This window comes from Streptomyces longispororuber, from assembly GCF_014656095.1.
Lineage (GTDB): Bacteria > Actinomycetota > Actinomycetes > Streptomycetales > Streptomycetaceae > Streptomyces > Streptomyces longispororuber.
This window is the reverse complement of the sequence record NZ_BNBT01000078.1, coordinates 1-18,118: the sequence shown is the minus strand read 5'-3', so window position 1 is coordinate 18,118 and position 18,118 is coordinate 1. Positions and strand designations below refer to the sequence as shown.

Here is an 18,118-nt window from a genome sequence, read left to right as displayed (position 1 = left end):
TCCCTTCGAAGGCCGCGATCAGATCGCGAGCGCGGTCAGCTCTGCGATGCGGGCGCGCAGCCGCTCCAGTTCGCCGCCCGGCGCCACCGCCGGTTCCTGGAGGTCGGCGGGCACGGCGTCCGGCGGCACGGCATCCGCTGGCACGGCGTCCGGCGACACGGCATCCGGCGGCACGGCGTCCGGCGGCACGGCGTCCGGCGGCACGGCCGTGGGGAGGATGACGTCGTCGTCGCCCAGAACGATGCCTCGGTTGTTGAGCGCGGGACTGAACTTCATCAACGTCAGCCTGCTGACCGGCCCCGCGCACAGCCGTTCGATCGCCGCCGTCAGCTCGTCCGGCTGGATCAGCGGCGCCTGCGCCGCGACCACCGCGCCCGGCTCTCCCTCGGTGGGTGCGTTGTTGAAGCAGTAGCCCAGGTTCAGCACCTTGCCGACAGTGCCGTAGCGGCGTCGCACCGTCAGGGCGAACGAATCGAGGAACGTGCAGGCGGCCGCGTAGTTCGCCTGCTTGATGGCTTTGAGGTACGAGTTGATCGAGGAGAGGAACAGCGCGAAATCGAGCGAGTCACCGCCGAACACCTGCATGCACCGCACGCTCGCGTCGACCTTGCCGCGCAGCACGTCCTCGAACTGCGCCTCGCTCATCCGGGCCAGGCTCGCCCCCGAGAACACCAGGCCCGAGTGGATGACACCGTGCACCGCGCCGAACCGTCGTACGATCTCGTCCTTCGCCGCGCGCAGGGACGCGAGGTCGGTGGCGTCGGATTGCAGGTACAGCGGCGCGGGACCGTCCGCGCCGGTCGCCCGAGCGATGGCGGCCTCGACTCGCGCGTCCCGCGGCCTGCGTCCGAGCCACACCACCTGGGCGCGGTACCGGCGGATCACGTACTCGCTGATGACCGTCCCCAGGGCGCCCGCCCCGCCGATGATGACGTACGTGCCGCCCTGCCGCAGCAGGGAGGACGTCGGCGAGGCCTGCTGAACGGTCATCAGCCGCTGCTCGTGCCAGCGGCCGTCGCGGTGGATGCGCAGGTTACCGTCCGGGTCCGGCGCCAGGTCGAGCACCGCGGCCAGAGAAGTCGCGTCGTAGTCCTGGACGTCCGCCACCCGCACCCCCCAGTTGGGGTACTCCTTCGCGGTCGACCCCGCCAGGCCGGCCACGCCGGCGTGCGCCGGGTCGACCGCCTCGGCCTCATGGACGGCGTGCGCCCGCTCGGTGATCAGGGTCAGGCCCAAGGAGCGGTCGCCGTACCCTGCGGCCAGAAGGGCTTTCACCGTGCGGAAAGCGTGCAGCGAGCCGCTGGACTGGTCCTCGACGACGCCCGCACCCGGCTGGTCGTCCACGGCGCCGGGCGCCACCCAGATCAGATGGTCGAGTTCCGGGAGGGACCGGAGGGCCGTCACCAGGTCGTCGTGCGTGCTCTGCCTGTCCTGCGTGCTCTGCCTGTCGTACGTGCTCTGCCTGTCGTACGTACGCTGCGACGGGTCCGCGACCACGTGCGCGCCGGGCAAGCGCGCGAGGAGCACGTCCCGCGCCTGCCCTGGGGGCGCGATGATGCCCACTGATGCGGAATGCCGCGGCCACGTCGCGGGTGGCGTCGGCTGAACGGGATCCCACACCGGCATCAGCGTGGCGAGGCCGCCCGCCGGATCCGGCGGCTGCTCGGCTCGGCGGCCTGCGATGCCCCGCAGACGCAGGCACACCGTGCCGTCGCCGGTCGCGAGGTCGATGTCGATCCGGTCCGCGCCGCGCGTGTCCTGGGCACGGCGTATCAGGGCCCACATGGTGGTCGCGCCGGGGGCGAGGAATTCGGCCGCCTTGATGCTGAACACCAGCCCGACCCGGTCGTCGCCGTCACCGTCGCCGTCGAGCAGTCGCATGCACTGCATCGCCGAGTCCACCAGCGCCGGATGCGGGGCGGGGCCGTCCATGCTTCCTGACGCCGTGCCGGGCAGCCGCAGCTCGGCGAGCACCGCATTGTCGCCGCAGTGCACCGCCGCGACCCCCTGGAACGTGGGGCCGTAGGAGATACCGCGCTCTTGCCACTCGGCGTAGAAGCGCGCGGGGTCGAATTCCACGGGCGGGAGATCCCGCAGCAGCGCGGGCAGATCGAGCGCCGGCGCAGAGGTCGGCTCCTCGGCGGACACCTCGCCCTGACAGTGGAGAACGGGCTCGTCTCCGGCGGACTCCGTGGACGACACCATGAACCGAGTGACCTCGCCGTCCGCGCGAAGAGCCACCCGCAGTGTGCGCGGCACCCCCGACACCGACAGGGGCCGCAAGAAGACGATGTCGTGCAGGCGGACCGCGTCGCTCGCGGTGCGCCTCGCCGCTGCCGCCGCCCATTGCAGATACATGGCCCCCGGGGCGATCCCGGTCCCCTGCACCTGATGTTCGCGCAGGTAGAACTCGTCGCCGGTGAGGACCCGCCCATCGCGCTGCGGCCCCTCGTCCGCCACCGCGCGGGCCGGCAGCGCATAGCGTTCCCTCTCGAAGGGGTAGCCGGGCAGCGGAACGCGGCGGAAGCGGCCGTCTCGGAACAGCGCGGCGAAGTCCGGTGCCTCACCGTCAAGGAACTGTCGGGCGAGTGCCTGCAACCCGGAGTCCGCGCTCCGCGACAGCATCTCCTGCCCGGAGAGCCAGGCGGTGCACTGGCCTTCCAGTTCCGCGATGTCCCGGACCACGCTCGCCCATCGATGCCGCAGGTGCCTGCGGCCGAGCAGAAGGGTGTGGCTCACGTCCCCGACATCGAGGTCCGGGTGCTCGCGGCAGTGGCGCGCGAGCCGGACCACCTGCTCGCGCAAGGCGTGCTCCGTCGCCGCCGACAGCGCGATCAACCGGGTCCCGTCCTGCCTGCCCCGCGCCGGCGTGGGCATCTTCGACGGCTGCTCGATGACAGCGTGGGCGTTGGTGCCGCTCGCGCCGAGCGACGTGATCGCGGCGCGCCGCTTGCCGCCTTCGGGCACGGCCCACCGCCTCGGCTCCGTGTGTACGAAGAACGGGCTGCCGGCCAACGTGACACTGGGGTTCGTCGCGGTGTGGTGGGGCAGACCGGGGAGCACCTCGTGCCTCATCGCCAGCAGTGCCTTGATGACGCCGATCACGCCGGCCGCGGCCTGCGCGTGGCCGATGGAGGCCTTCGTCGAGCCGAGCGAGCAGAACCGCTCGGCGTCCGTGAAGCCGCGGAAGGCGCGATCGAGCGCCCGGAACTCCACCGGGTCGCCGAGCTTGGTTCCGGTGCCGTGCGCCTCGGCGAGGCCGATCCCCGCGGGGTCGATGTCGAAGTCCTGATAGATCTGCCGGATCAACCGTTCCTGCGAGGTCCCGTTCGGCGCGGCGATGCCGTTCGTCGTGCCGTTGTGGTTGATCCCGATTCCATTGATCACCCCGTGGATGTGGTCGCCGTCCGCCTCGGCGTCCGAGAGCCGTTTGAGGACCAGCGCGCCGACTCCCTCGGCGGGCACGAATCCGTCGGCCGCCTGGTCGAACGAACGGCAACGGCCCGTCGGGGACAGCATCCCGGCCCGCGACGCCGCCAGATACAGCCGCGGCGAGTTCTGGACGTAGACCCCGCCCGCGATCGCCGTGGTGACCTCGCCCGCCCACAGCGCCTGACAGGCCAGGTAGAGGGAGACCAACGAGCTGGAGCATGCGGTGTCGACCGCGATCGCCGGACCGTGCAGGTCCAGGTAGTACGCGATGCGGGACGGCACGAGCGAGTTCATGTTGCCCCACAGTGCCTGGCCCGGGTAGTCGGAAGGACCCGTCAGATCCAGGTAGTCACCCGCGGCGCAGCCCACGTAGATTCCGCACCGGTCGCGGTCCAGCGACTCGCCCGCGTGGCCCGCGTCCTCGAGCGCCCGCCACGCTTCTTGCAGGAACAGCCGCTGTTGCGGCTCCATGTAGAGGGCCTCCGCACCGGAGATCCCGAAGAAGAGCGGGTCGAACTCGTCGACGCCGTCCAGGAGACCGCCGTCCAGGCACACACTGCCCAGCGACGCGAGGTCCCAGCGGGACACCTTCGAGACGGCGTCCCGGCCGGAGGCCAACAGGTCCCAGAACTCGTCGACATCCCGGGCGCCCGGGAACCGACCACTCATACCGACGATCGCGACGGGCTCCCGGGCACCGCGCGAGGGCTCGGACACCACGGGCGGCCCCGGTACCACGGAGGACCCGGGCACCACGGACGGCCCGGACTCCGCGGACGGCCCAGAGACCTCAGACGGTCCGGAGGCCGCGGCCACGAGTGCGGCGCCCTCCTCCTCCACGATGAAACTCGTCAGCCGCCGAATCGACGGGTTCTCGAACAGCACACTCGGATCGAGGTCCGTGCCCAGCGCGTCGTTGAGCCGGTCCACCAGGGAGACGCCGGTGAGCGAGTCCAGTCCGTAGTCGGCGAAGGGCTTGTCGGCCGCGAGTTCGTCCGCGGTCAGCTTCAGCGTTTCGGCGAGGACCCGCTCGACGCTCGCGCGCACGTGCTCCTCGATCGAGCGGACGTCCCCCTTGAGCGAACTGGGCGCGGCAGGCCGCAGATCCAGGCGCGGGACGGGCGAACCGGCGCGCGCCAGCAGAACCTGCTGGCCCAGCTCGCGGGCGGGCTCCGCAAGGAGCTCCACCGTGTCGAACCCGCACTCCCGCAGCACTTCGCGCCACGCGTTCGAGGAGAGCGCCGGTCCGCCCTGGATGCGCCGTCCGTCCGTGAAGCGCCACCACCCTTCGAGGAGCCCGAAGGTCAGGTGCGACCACCAGTCGTTCCGGGCGAGTTCGTTGAGTACGAGGACTCCGCCGGGCCGCAGCAGTGCTCGGGCATGACGCACGGCCCGCACGATGTCCTGGGTGGCGTGCAGGACGTTGTTGGCGATGACGATGTCGTAGGCGCCCGCGGCAAGTCCCTGTGCGCCGGGTTCCCGCTCCACGTCGAAGGTCGTGAAGGACAAGTTCGGCACGTGTCCGGCGAACCGCCGCTCCGCGTCGATCACAAACGCTTTCGAGATGTCCGTATAGCAGTACTCAGCGAGGTCGTGGCCCCTTAGCTGGGCGAGAACACGCTCGCTGGTGCTGCCGGTGCCCGCTCCGATCTCCAGCAGCCGGGCCCCGGCGCGGCGGGCTTCCACCTCCGCGCGCACCGCGCCGGCCGTCACGTCGTTGAAGTAGTCGGCCGTCGCGTTCCCCCGGTACACCGGTTCGACCAGCTCGAACGAGCCGCCCGGGAACATGACCGCCGTGGCCTTCGTCCGCCCGGACAGGATCTCGGGCAAGGCCTCGATCATGCGCTCGGTCAGGCCGGTCTTGGCCGCCAGCTCCAGATCTGCGGCACGGGCGTCCTTCCACGCACGCCAGGCGCGCCACGCCTGTTCGAGGCCTGGCGCACCCTTCCTGGGGGCCACGTGCTCGCCCTCGCGTACGAGTTCCCCGTGGCGCAGCAGCACGGCCACCGTATGGTCGAGCCACGGGGCGAAGGACGGCGTGATCCTCCGCCCGATCAGGTCGCGGCGAACGGGCGCGTCGAAGAGCCCCGCCGCCACGAGCTGTGCGAGCACCAGCGGGCGCGAGAGGCCGTCCATCTCCTCTGTGGCGGACGCGCGGCCGGACAGGAACGTCTCGACGCTCTCTGGCCTGGCCGCGGCAAGGAGCAACGATTCCGCGTCGAGCGGGTCGGTGGCCCGAGAAACCGGAACGGGAACCGGAACCGGAACCGATACCGCTTCGGCAGTAGGCCAGTACCGTTTCGCAGCGAAGGGATACGTCGGCAGGCTCACCCGCACCGGTGGATTCGCGCCGTGGTAGGCGCCCCAGTCGACGTCGACGCCGTTGACCCACAGGGGCGCGATCTTGTCCCACTCCCCTTGTTCGAGCCACCCGGCAACCAGGTCTCGCAGCTCCCCGGGGCGATCGAAGAGGCCGAGCAACTGGTCTTCGGGCCGCCGGGCCGTACCTTCGAACACGGCTGCGCGCGCCCCGCGCTCGACGTAGTCCTGAAGGGTTGCCGTCAGCTCGTCGACGTCGTGCGCGACGAAGACCACTCGTTCGGCCATCGCCCGCCGCCCGACCTGCAACGTGTACGCGAGGGACGCCAGCTCTCCGTGCGCGTCGCGGAATCCCGGCAGGAACTCCAGAAGCTGCCGGGCGAGGACGCCGAGCCGCTCCCCGTCGCGGGCCGAGAGGACCACCGCCTGGGGGCCGGGGCGTCCGGCGGCCCGCGCACCGGTCGGCGCCTGTTCCAGGACCGCGTGCGCGTTGGTGCCGCCGATCCCGAAGGAACTCAGTCCCGCACGCGCGGGCTCGTCACCGTCCAGCGGCAGATTCCGGTCGGCCACGAAGAACGGCGACTCGTCCCAGTCGATCTCCGCGCTCGGCGCGTCGCAGTGCAGGGTCCGCGGCACCTCTCCGTGCTGCAAGGCCAGGGTTACCTTGATGAGCCCTGCGATCCCCGCGGCCGCGTCCAGGTGGCCGATGTTGCTCTTGACCGAGCCGATGCCGCAGTACTGGCTGCGCGTCGTGTAGTGGCGGTAGGCCTCGGTCAGAGCCGCGACCTCGATGGGATCGCCGAGCCTGGTACCGGTGCCGTGCGCTTCGACGTAGCTGATCGTCGACGGGTTCGTGCCCGCCTTGTCGAGGGCCTTGCGGATCACCTCGGCCTGGCCGCGCACACCGGGCGCGTAGAAGCCTGCTTTGTCGCCGCCGTCGTTGTTCACCGCGATGCCGCGGATCAGGCAGTACACGTGGTCGCCGGCAGCGATCGCCTCACTGGCGCGCTTGAGGACGACCACGCCGACCCCTTCACCGCCGGACATGCCGTCGGCGCCGTCGGCGAACGCGCGGCTGCGCCCGTCGCTCGAGAAGTTCAGACCCGGCTGGTGTACGTATCCCAGGTCCCCCGCGGAGAACAGGCTGGCCGCGCCGACGATCGCCTGGTCGACATCGCCGGCCAGGAGTCCCTGGCAGGCGACGTGCACCGCGCTCAGCGCCGAGGAGCAGTTGGTGCTCACCGCCATGCTGGGGCCGCGCAGGCCCAGCTTCGTGGAGATCATGGCGGGCACCGTGCCGCCTTGGGCGAACAGCCACGCGGCGTAGGTCTCAGAACTCGCCAGGACCCGCGGACCCGACGCGTTCGCCATCAGGGCCGGGAGCAGGGCCTGGTAGAAGTTCGTGCTCGTGGACGTGGTGACGCTGGTCTCGGGGACGTCCTCCGGGCGGTAACCGGCGTCCTCCAGCGCCTGCCACGCGTGCTGCAACAGCAAGCGCGCCTGGGGGTCCATGAACTCGGCGTCGCGGGGGGAGATGTCGAAGAACGCCGCGTCGAACTCCGCCCTGCCGTCCACGACCGACCGCTGCGGCACGTATCCGGGTCGGGTGATCAGCTCTTCCGGCACTCCGAGCGCGCGCAGTTCCTCCACTGACCACGAGGTGCCGCCGCTGCGTCCTTCCACGAGCGCGGACCAGAATTCACGGTGGTCCATGGCTCCGGGGAAGCGGCAGGAGATACCGATCACCGCGATCGCGTCAGCGAGCGAGGCGTCGACGGCCGCCGGAGCGGCAGGACGCGGATCAGGTTGCCGCTCGGGCGCGACCGGCTGCGCCGCTGCCGCCTGCCCGGCAGGGAGCAGCCCCGTCAGGTGCCGGGCCATCGCCGCGACGGAGGGGTGCGCGAAAACGCTGGTGGGCCGCAACGAGCAGCCGAACTCACGGTTGATCCGCGCCGCCGCCTCGATGGCCGCGAACGAGTCTCCGCCGATGTCGAAGAAGCCCGCGGCACGATCGATGTCCCGCGAGCCGAGCACCTCTTCGAAGATCCCGCGTACGGTCCGCTCGATGGCGAGCACGGCCACCGGCCTTTCGGCGGCCGGCCCTCCGGCGGCCGCCCTTTCGGCGACTGGCCTTTCGGCGGCCGGGAACGCCACCGTCCGGGCGGCCTCGGCCAGCTTCGCCCGGTCGACCTTGCCGTGCGCGGTGAGCGGAAAGGCGTCCAGGGCCACGAACGCGGCGGGCAGCATGTAGGCGGGCAGGGTGGTGGCGAGTTCCGCGCGCAGCAGCGCGACATCGACCGGTACGTCCCCACTCCCGGTGTAGTAGGCCGTGAGCCTGTCCGACAGGCCGACGTGTTCGAGCAGGACGACGCTTCGGCCGATCCCTGGCTGGGCGTTGAGCACCGCCTCGATCTCGCCGAGTTCGATGCGGTGGCCGCGCAGTTTGACCTGGTGGTCCATCCGGCCCAGGACGACGATCTCGCCGTTCGGCAGTCGGCGCGCGCGGTCGCCGGTCCGGTAGAGGCGTCCGGGCGCGAACGGGTTGGCCACGAAGCGCTCGGCCGTCAACTCCGGCTTGCGGTGATATCCCAGGGCGAGCCCGTCGCCCGCGATGTGCAGCTCGCCGGTCACGCCGACCGGCAGGGGGCTCAGGTTCTGGTCGAGGACGTACAGCCGGGTGTTCGCGAGGGGGTTGCCGATGGTCACCGGCTCCTCACGGCGCAGCCGCTTGGCCACTGACCAGATGGTCGTCTCCGTGGGCCCGTACAGGTTCCAGGCCTCGCCGCGCGCCACGAGGTGGTCCTTCAGGCCCTCGGGCAGCGCCTCGCCGCCGCACAAGATCTTGACGCCCTCGGTGTTCTGCCACCCGACGCGCACCAGCATGGCCCAGGTCGCCGGGGTGGCCTGCATGAGGGTGGGCCGCCAGTCGGCGATCTTCTCGGCCAGCAACGTGGCATCGGCGGCCGTGGCCGATTCACAGACGCAGACCTGCCCGCCGGTGATCAGCGGGAGGTAGAGCTCCAGGGCGGCGATGTCGAAGCTGTGCGTGGTGAGGGCCAGCAGCCGATCACTGGAGGCCACGTCCAGCGTGCGCGCCATGGCCAGCAGGAAATTGGTCAGCGCCGCGTGGGGGACTACGACGCCCTTGGGCTTTCCCGTGCTGCCCGAGGTGTAGATGATGTAGGCGGCTTGAGGTGTGGAGGCTCGCGAGTCCGGCGCGTCGGCGGTCGTGTCCCCCGCCGCCGCCCCTGCCTCTGCCCCGGCGTGGGCGTGGGCGGCCTGCTCGTCCTGGCGGTCCGTCAGGTGCAGTCTCGCCTTCGGCGACCGAACGGCGGCCAGCCTGTCCAGCACCGCCTCATGACAGATGACGAGTTGAGCGCCACTGTCCTCGACCATGTAGGAGAGGCGTTCCGCCGGCAGTCGGCTGTCCAAGGGCAGGTACACCGCGCCGAGCTTCATGACAGCGAGGAGGGCCGCAACCAGGTCGAGTGACCGTTCGTAGCAGACCCCTACCACGTCCCCGGGGCCGACGCCTTGACGCGTCAGCGCCTGGGCAACGGCCAAGCTGTGATCAGCGAGTTCACGATAGGTGAGGGTCCGCTCCCCGCAGGTGAGCGCCTGGGCGTCCGGGTTCGCCTCAGCCTGCTCCGCGAAGAGATCCCAGCACGTCCGGTGCGTGGGGTAGTCGGCCTCGGTGCGGTTCCATGTCTCGATGACGCGGCGCTGTTCGTCGTCGTCGAGCAGGTCCAGCCTGCCGATCGGCGTCTGCCCGTCCGAGGCGAGGACGCTGTCGACCAGGGTGGCGAAGTGTCGGGCCATGCCCTCGACGGCGTGGGCCGCGTAGGCGTCGGGATGGTACTTCCAGTTCACCAGGTACCCGTCACCGGGAGCCACGTCGACCGTGAGGTCGTACTCACCCAGCTGGTACAGCCCGTCGACCAGCTCGAAGTCCGTCTCGCCGGTGGCGCGGGCCCGCTCCCCCAGGTATCCGGAGAGAGCGGAATCCTGATAGTTGTACACGACCTGGTAGAGCGGCGACCGCGGGTTCACGCCCCGAACACCGAGATCGTCCACGATCCGGTGGAACGGGTAGGTCCCGTGCTCAAGTACGTCGAGCACCGTGGACTGTACGCGCCGGGCGAACGACGTGAACTCCTCCGAGGCCTCGGGCCTGCTCCGGATGGGCAGGGTGTTGACGAAGCAGCCGACGACCGGGTCGAAGTGTTCCGTCGGGCGCCCGGCCACCGGCATCCCGATGACGAGGTCCTCGCTGCCGGTGTACCGGTGCAGCAGCGTCAGGAAGGCCGCCAGGAAGAAGATCCCCGGGCTGATCTCATGCGAAGCGGTGAAGGCCGCGACGGCGGCGGCCTGCTCTTTCGGCAGCCGGCTGGTGTGTACCTCGCCCACATGAAGCGCGTCCTGCTCCAGAGCCACCTGCGAGGGTAACCCTGTGAGGGCGTCCGCCCCGGCGAGTTCCCGCACCCAGAACTCGCGGTCCTCCTCAGCGCGTTCCCCGGCGAGTACGTCCCGCTCCCACGCGACGAAGTCACCGAAGGAGGCGGAGCCCACCTCGGTCGGCACGTCCCGGCCCTCGACCCGCGCCCGGTACGAACTGAACAGCGTGTCGATGACGAGTCGCCCCGACACCCCATCGATCACGAGGTGATGGACGACCAGCAGAACGTACGCCTCGGACGCGGAGCGGCGCAGGACAGCCAGCCTGGTCAAGGGACCGCCGACCAGGTCGAACGGCCGCCTCGCCCTTTCCTTCAAAAAGTCCAGCACCCGACCGGACGGCACATCGGAAATGTCCACGTGCTCGACGAAGAAACCGTCCGCGTCTCCGTGGGACAGAAGCGGCCCGTCATCCGTCTCGCGCACCGTGGCCGAAAGAAGCGGATGCCGGGAAAGCGTGTCGCGGAATGCAGCCTGAAGCGCCTCAGGATCCACGTCCGCAAAAGAAAAGCACACGGGAACGTTGTACGCGTACGTCTCCGGTTCCATCTTGGCGAGCGCCCACAGGCCGCGCTGCCCCTCGGACAAAGGAATGTCCACGCGCCTGTCGAGTTCGGCCAGCACCTCCGTCGTCGACAATTCGCCGTCGGCATACATGCGGGCGAGCGCACGAAGGCTCATGCCCGACTCCTTTCCGCCACGCCGCCCAGGCATAACGCTGCGGCAGAAGATCGCGAGCGAACGTAAGAATTCTGCCCAAGCTCACACGGAGCGGGCTTCCCGTCGTCTTCCCACTCCCGCTCGCGCACGCCGCCGACCACGACCGCTCCTTGATCAGCATGGTCGGACATCGCGTCCCTGTACCGGGCCACGGCCCCGAGCGGCACCCGCTCCGGATTCCGGGTGCCGAGGACCCATCGGTGGGGCGACGCGGCGTACGGCGCCCCGGCCGGGTCCCGCGCGGTGGTGTCGGACGACTCGGCACGCTCCGGCCGCTTCAGCTCGCTCACCATCGCGACGGCCAGACCGCGAGACCAGCCGTGGTGGATACAGGTGCCCTTGCGGATCGAGCCGGAATCAGCGCGGCACACGGGGATACCGCAGTGAGGGCACGAGTCGAGGCAAGCGCGGATCCGGGCGAACACACGACCCCCGGTCCCGGCGGCAGAGGTCCGCTTCGGTGCACACGGCAAGGCCCACCAGTCCCCCCTCGGCGTCGACGAACCCCGGGAGGTCCATCGAACGCGACAGCACGGCCAGGCACTTGAGGCCCGCACGCAGCAGCGAACAGCAGGCACCCACGGATGCGGCCGTCGGCGCCATGGCCATCAGTATGACCCGCGGACCGTTGCGCGTTCATACGGATTTTCCGCTGTGGGGCACATCACTTTTCAGCCAGAGTGGAGTACGTGATGCGTGGTGCCGTCGCGAGTTCAGCGCCTGACAGTTCCGCTTGCCGCGTCTTCCAGGCCCTGGCAGCGGGGGCCGATGCTCTTTGGCAGCAGAAGCCGACGCCTACCTGGCAGCAGGTGCCGACGGTTACCTGCTCATGGGCGCCCGCCCAGCCGAGATCGTGGCCGTCGCTCACGCCGTAGCTCGGGGCCAAACCCCGCCGACCACACAAGGCGCCCCCGCGTCCTGCACCGGATGCCCATGCCCAGACAGCGACTGCTGCGCTTTGGTGATCCAGGCCCGGCGCTCCGCGACGACCCTGTTGATATCGCTGATGATCTCGCGGTAGAACGCCTTCTCGCGCTCCGACTTCGGCTCGTCCGAATTGCGGAAGCTGCGGTAGGAGGCGGGCTGCCCCGCCTACCGACAGATGGCGCAGACCGCAGGCTACTCGGCGACGGCCCTGTCCAAAGCAGCCGCCGGCACGCACCTCCCGTCCCTGGCGGGCACCCAGGCCTACGTCCGCGCCTGCGGCGGGAGCGTGCCGGAGTGGGAACGCCGGTGGAAGGAGACCCGCGAGGCGTCAGCACACACAGAGCCACGTGACGACAGGATGCAGCCGCCCTACCAAGAGCTGGCCCGGTTTGAGCCGGACGACCACGACCGGTTCTTCGGCCGCGACGCCTTGGTACAAAGCGCGTACGGCCTGGCGAAGCAGCATCGGTTCGCCGCGATCCTGAGCCCCTCCGGCAGCGGCAAGTCCTCACTGCTGCGCGCGGGACTGATTCCCGCCCTGCGGACCCAGACAGAGGACCTGACGGCGATCCGGATCATCACCCCGGGCGCCCACCCGCTACGCACCCACGCCCGGGCCCTGGAGCCGGCCCCGGGCGACGGCGATACCGTCGTGGTCGTCGACCAGTTCGAGGAACTGTTCACCCTCCGCCCTGACCCGGCAGAACGCGCCGAATTCATCGACCGTCTGCTCGCCGTCCGTGATCCGGCCAGCAGACTGCGCGTCGTGACCGCTCTACGCGCCGACTTCTACGGCCGCTGTGCCGACCACCGTGACCTCGCTGACACGTTGCCTTCCTCCTGCCTGCTGGCCGGCCCGATGAGCCCTGCGGAACTACGCGAGGCCGTGGTCAAACCAGCTCAGGCCGCGGGGTTGATCGTTGAGCGCGACCTGACTGCCCGGCTGATCAGTGAGACCAAGGATGAACCCGGTGGGCTGCCACTGCTGTCGCACGTGCTGCTGGAGACCTGGCGCCGCAGCCGCGGCCGAACCATGACGATGGAAGCCTACGAAGCAGTAGGCGGCCTGCACGGAGCAATCGCCCAGACCGCCGAGACCGTCCACGCCCAGCTCACCCCCGACCAAGCAAAGCTGGCCCGGATGCTGCTGCTTCGCCTCATCACCCCCGGAGAAGGAGCTGCGGACACCCCGCCGCCCGGTGCCGCGCGCGGAACTCGACCTGTCCGGAGACACAGGGGATGTCGACCAGGTCCTGGAACGGCTCGCCCGCGCCCGCCTGATCACCCTCGACGACGACACGGTCGACCTCGCCCACGAAGCCCTCATCACCAGCTGGCCCCGCCTCCGCAGCCGGATAGACGACGACCGGGAACGACTGCTCACGCACAGGCGGCTAACCGAAGCTGCTCAGGCCTGGGCCCAGCTCCAGTACCACCGGGACTCGCTGTGGCGGGGCACCCGGTTGACCGCCGCCGAAGAGCACTGGCCCACCTCCGCGCAGCACCAGTCCCTGACCCTTCTGGAGCGGGATTGCCTCCGGGCCAGCACAGCGGCCCGGAGAAAATCCCCCAGACTGCGGCACACCCTCGTTGCCGTCGTGTCGGTCCTGGTCGTGCTCGCTTCCGTGGCGGGCGGGCTCGCCCTGCAACAGCGTCACAACGCCCAACGGCGTTACGAGGAGCAAGAGGGCCGCAGAGCCGCGATGACCGCCGCCAGTCTCCTAGCGTCCCCCTCGAAGCGAGATCGCGTCCTGGGAATGAAACTCAGCGTTGCCGCCTGGCGCCTCGCCTCAGTGGAAGAGACCCAAGCCGTTCTCACTCAGGCACGCTTCGTCCACCTCACCCAAGAGCCCCTGTCTTTCTCCCCCCATCTGAACTCCCCCATCCCGAGGCAAGGCGGCCTCCAACGCACGCTCGCCATGGCGCGTTCGTCTTCCATGTCCTACGGCCCGGTGCTTGAGTTGGCCGAAATAGCTGACAGTTTCTGTGCCTACTTCGGCGGTGGCCCTTCCCGCCGGGAATGGAAAGCACTCCTGCTGACTCCCTACCGGAGAGTCTGCTGATAACCACCATGCCGGTCGTGGCTGGGGCAAGGTCCACCGACTTGCAGGTCCACCCACGGTCACGGCCGCGCTAGTCAGTTTCGTTTAAATCGGCCGGTCGTTGGGTCGGGGGTGCCGTTAGTCTCAGGCCGTGTCGCGCAGTACGACGGGGGACGTCGGCCGGCCTCCCGGGCCGTGCGCTCTTGCCGGGCTCGGCGCAGGGCGGTGGCCTCCGTGGCCGCCGCCTGGCGGCGGCGCAGTGCCCGGGTCGTCTCGATCGAGGCCAGCGCATCATCCGCGACAACGTCCGGCTCGGAGAATGCGCGGCGGCTCAGCTCCCGCATCGCGGCGGTCTGCCGTTCCACCGCTTCGGAGATGGGCGGGTCGCCCCTCGACAGCCGGACAGCCTGGCAGTGCGCCTTGATGGCACGGCGGTAGCCGTCCGGCGGGGCCCGGCGCTGTACCGGCGCGGCAGGCACGGTCGGCGAAGTCGGGTCAGCGGCCGCCGTGGCGTCGCCGGCCCTCACACGTGTGAGTGCCAGAACGTGCAGCGTGCGGACACTCGCGCCGCGCACCTTCTCGTTGGCGGCCGCGACCAACTTTTCGGCGCGCTCCAGCGCAGCTTCGCGCCGTACGCGGGGGTGTCCGTGGCGACGTCCGGGCTGCCGGTGTCCGCCTCGAATCACCGCCTGGACGTACCCAGGGGCGTGCAGCTTGGCCACATGGTCCTTGGCCTCGTGCCAGCCCCTGGACTGCTGGCCGGCCGGGAGCCCCTTCACCCAGGCGCGCCTTGCGCCGCTCCCACTTGGCCAGCGCGCGCCGGGCGTTGGCCAGGTAGCGCGGGTTGGCCACGAGCTGTGTGGACCTCCCCTGCAGCAGGACGGGCTGGGCTCCCGCACGCGCGGTGCGGGTACCCAGCACGCAGCGTTGCGGCTACCAGCTCGTCATGACGGTGCCGAGCACCAGTGGTGCTACGACGAGCGCCAGCATCTTGTTCCGCTCCTCCGCCCAGGTGAGGCGCAAGGCGACAGCCAGGGTGACGCGCCGAATGCACCAGAGTGGGCAGAATCTTTCGCGTGAATGCACACCAGCCACCGGAGACCACCCCCGACGGGCACCACGTCATCATCGGCGGAAGAAAGTGGCGGGCAACCGACCCGTCGATCCCCGAGGAGATCGCAGCGCGTCTCCGGCATCACCTCATGTCGGCTCGTCGAGCGGTGCGCTCGGCGACGACCGCGGGCGACGCGACTGCGGAGAAGGCAGCTCGTGCACGCGTGCACCAGGCAAAGGTCGCGCTTGGTGAACGCGGCACCCCGTGGTGGGACCAGCCAGGGGAGGAGCGCCGACGACGCTGGGAGCGGGGGCTTGCGCGCCTTGATTCCGAAGCGCAGAGCTGAGGCGGTCTCAGGTACTGACATTACGTACGACGCCCACAGCACGGGCGTCCAGCACAGCTTGCGGATCTCCGACGTCGAGGACGAGGTCCTGCTCCTGGCCGACATCGTCGACAGCCACGGCGGCCGGATGCGGGGCGGCCACCACGACTGGCGCGGCCGATGCGGCCTCCTGGACGGCGGGCATCTGCGCGGCCGCGGCTTCGGCGCGGGCCTTCCCCCCGGCGGGCGCGAACCTGCTCCCACTCGGCCTCGCGGGCCCGCGCCCTGGTCGTCACGTCCTGGTGGAGCCGCTGGGCGGTCGCCGCCCGGTGCTCGCCCTCGGAGGCGTACGGCAGCGCGCCTCCACGTCGGCCGCGACCTTCCGACGCTGCGTGCTTGAGCGAGGGCGCCCAAGCGCTCGATCGAGCCCCCGGGGAGAGACTGGGGAGAATGGGTGGCGCTGGGGAGCGGGGCGCCACCCGCATCTCCAGCCATTCCGTAAGCCTCGGTCGGCCAACTCCTACCGGCATCCTCGCGTACGCCGTCACAGTGAGTGTTGACTGAACGATCACACGGAACCACGTACACGGGGAGGACCGGTTGGAACCGAGGAGTGCTTCGGCGGCAGGGAAGGACTTCCCCTACACCGCACGTACGACGTGCTACATCGAGGTCCACGAGGACGGCACCGTGACGCACGGCGGGGGCCACGCCGCCTACGAGCGAGCCGTGGCCGGCAAGTCCCGCCTGTTCGCGGTCTGGCCCGGCGAGTGGTCGAGCCACTTGTTCGTGATCGACGATCTGGACGAGTACGCGAAGGCACACGGCCTCAAGCACGACGAGGAGCGCACCGGCCTCAAGGAACACGTTCACGAGATGCGGTGGGAGCCGGCCCCCCACGCGAACGACAGCCCGCGAAGCCCTTACATCAGCGTCGACGTCAAGCTGGACTGTGGCTGCGACATCCACGACCGGCGCGCCTTCGCCGCCCAGATGAAGGAGCAGCAAGGGTGGGACGTGGCCACGAGCGGCGGCTGGGGCAGCAGTGGCGCACCTGGGGGAAGGAAGACGTACACCCTGCGTGTTCGCCGTAAGAGCCTCACGAGCTGACTCCGGCGGCTCGTCACGGAGTCCGGGCAGCGCAACGGGTGGCACAGCGTGTGCTGTACCACCCGTTCATCTGTTTCCTCAGATGCTGGCGAGCCCGTCCGGTACGTACTCGGGTGCCACACCGAGCAGCGCGTCGACGGCTGCACGACCTTTGCCGCCCGCCTCCGGCATGAAGTGCGCATAGTGGTCGAGCATGATCGTCGGGCTGGAATGGCCGAGCCATCGCGCCAGGGTGACGACCGACTCGCCCGCTTCGAGGATGACCGAGGCGAAGGTGTGCCGGAGCACGTGGAAGCCGTCCTTGCGGGATGTTTTCCAGCGCTGCCCCTGTTCCCGCATCGGGATGGCCCCGACTGCGGCGAGGGCGGGCTTCCAGACCCCGTCGTTGAAGCTGTTGGCCCGCAATGCGTTGCCGTACGTCGTCGTCAGGGCGAGCGGGAACGTCCGTCTCTCCCGCTCCGGCTCAGGGCCGCCCCACGGCAGTTCGACCTCGACGGCCGGATACTGCAGGAAGTGCGCCGCCAGTTCGTCCGCGACCGACCACGGCATGTCGACGATGCGCGTCTTCCCACCTTTGGGGAGAGCGAAGTAAAAGCGGCCACTGCGTAGTTGCGCCTGTCGATGCACGCGAATGACGCCACGCTGGAAGTCGACGTCTTCCGGCGAGAGGTCGAAGACCTCCCCCTGTCGCAGTCCGCAACCAAGGGGGGCCACGACTGCGATACGGTAGCGCGCCTTGTTCGCGTCCCGCATACGCTGCGCGGTCTCCAGCGGCCATGCCTCACGCTGGTCCTCCGGCACCTTCGGCCAGCGCACCGACTTGGCGCGCATCGGGTTGCGCACGAGGCGTGTCGATGGCCGTCTCAAGGATGCTCGAGGAGGGTGGTCAGGTTCTGGCGGGCGTAGCGGGGCGCGCATTCGCGTTCGAGGCATGTGGAACAACGCCACCAGCCGCAGCGTGCACCTGGCGCTTCGCTCCGCTCAACGATGGCCGACGTCGGCGCGGGTGGCGTCAAGGCCCCGTGGGCGGCGTCACCCTCGCTGTTCGGCAGGACGGGCCGGGTGCCGACGGAGTGGTTAGCACATCGGCGTCCATCACATTGACGGCTATGGGTGTCGGGCACCGGTGCGACGCTTGGGTGACCGCCGGTCGCTGAAGTCTCCATCGGTGGCGTCACCGGCGGGGCATCGAGGTCTCCGTGCCAGTGGCTTCGCGCGGCCGGCTCTTCTGGGTGCGCGGGTGACACCGGTGCGGACGCCCGTACGAGGAGTGGTGCCTTGGCTGCGGGACGGCGTCTGTCCGTGCTCGGACTCGTTTGACTCGATCCGCCTTCCTCCGCATTGTTACCCACAGTCTTGAACCATGCACCGTTGGTAACTGCGCAGGGAGTTGGGATGCCACACGCGTTCGCCATTGTGGGGCTGGGGTGTCGGCTGCCCGGCGGGATCACGGATGTGACGGGGTTGTGGGAGGCCTTGGCGGCCGGACGCGATCTGGTCGGGGAGGCGCCGGAGGGCCGGTTCGAGGTGGCGCGGTTCGTCGACACCGCCATGGCGCGGCGAGGGAGGTCATACACCGCCAAGGGCGGTTTCCTGGGCGATCTCAGTGAGTTCGACGCGGACTACTTCGGGATCTCGCCGCGGGAGGCGGCGATGGTGGACCCGCAGCACCGCCTGCTCCTGGAGACGGCCGTCGAGGCGCTGGACGACGCGGGCATCGACCCCGGGACGCTG

General features: G+C 70.0%; 8 protein-coding genes and 1 pseudogene. 5 read left to right on the top strand and 4 right to left on the bottom strand.

What is annotated here, in order from left to right:
- Positions 1 to 18: 18 nt before the first annotated feature.
- Positions 19 to 10,887 carry a non-ribosomal peptide synthetase gene (locus IE330_RS22760; protein WP_190137947.1) on the bottom strand — a complete coding sequence of 3,623 codons (10,869 nt, stop codon included), beginning with the start codon at positions 10,885 to 10,887 and terminating at the stop codon, positions 19 to 21.
- A gap of 1,141 nt (positions 10,888 to 12,028) precedes the next feature.
- On the opposite strand from IE330_RS22760, the pseudogene IE330_RS40070 reads away from it, so the two are divergent.
- A pseudogene (locus IE330_RS40070) lies at positions 12,029 to 12,982 on the top strand (nSTAND1 domain-containing NTPase); the annotation flags it as partial.
- A 70-nt stretch (positions 12,983 to 13,052) separates the two neighbouring features.
- On the top strand, positions 13,053 to 13,916 hold the full coding sequence (locus IE330_RS22755; protein WP_190137946.1) for an nSTAND1 domain-containing NTPase: 864 nt from the start codon (positions 13,053 to 13,055) through the stop codon (positions 13,914 to 13,916).
- Between the two features lie 74 nt (positions 13,917 to 13,990).
- On the opposite strand, the gene IE330_RS22750 is transcribed toward IE330_RS22755, so the two are convergent.
- Positions 13,991 to 14,617: a hypothetical protein gene (locus IE330_RS22750; protein WP_190137945.1), complete on the bottom strand. Its 627-nt coding sequence runs from the start codon at positions 14,615 to 14,617 to the stop codon at positions 13,991 to 13,993.
- Between the two features lie 354 nt (positions 14,618 to 14,971).
- Here IE330_RS22750 and IE330_RS22745 point away from each other — a divergent pair, with 354 nt between their 5' ends.
- Positions 14,972 to 15,295 carry a hypothetical protein gene (locus IE330_RS22745; RefSeq protein WP_190137944.1) on the top strand — a complete coding sequence of 108 codons (324 nt, stop codon included), beginning with the start codon at positions 14,972 to 14,974 and terminating at the stop codon, positions 15,293 to 15,295.
- 7 nt (positions 15,296 to 15,302) lie between these two features.
- On the opposite strand, the gene IE330_RS22740 is transcribed toward IE330_RS22745, so the two are convergent.
- A complete protein-coding gene (locus IE330_RS22740; RefSeq protein WP_190137943.1) occupies positions 15,303 to 15,479 on the bottom strand; it encodes a hypothetical protein in 177 nt (58 codons plus the stop codon).
- 395 nt (positions 15,480 to 15,874) lie between these two features.
- On the opposite strand from IE330_RS22740, the gene IE330_RS22735 reads away from it, so the two are divergent.
- Complete coding sequence (locus IE330_RS22735) at positions 15,875 to 16,384, top strand: hypothetical protein (RefSeq protein WP_190137942.1); 510 nt, start codon at positions 15,875 to 15,877, stop codon at positions 16,382 to 16,384.
- A gap of 78 nt (positions 16,385 to 16,462) precedes the next feature.
- Here IE330_RS22735 and IE330_RS22730 read toward each other — a convergent pair whose 3' ends face one another.
- Positions 16,463 to 17,227 carry a tyrosine-type recombinase/integrase gene (locus IE330_RS22730; RefSeq protein WP_229925845.1) on the bottom strand — a complete coding sequence of 255 codons (765 nt, stop codon included), beginning with the start codon at positions 17,225 to 17,227 and terminating at the stop codon, positions 16,463 to 16,465.
- 552 nt (positions 17,228 to 17,779) lie between these two features.
- Between IE330_RS22730 and IE330_RS22725 the strand changes: the two genes are divergently transcribed.
- Positions 17,780 to 18,118: beta-ketoacyl synthase N-terminal-like domain-containing protein (locus tag IE330_RS22725; protein ID WP_190137941.1), on the top strand; the 339-nt coding region annotated here is incomplete at its 3' end.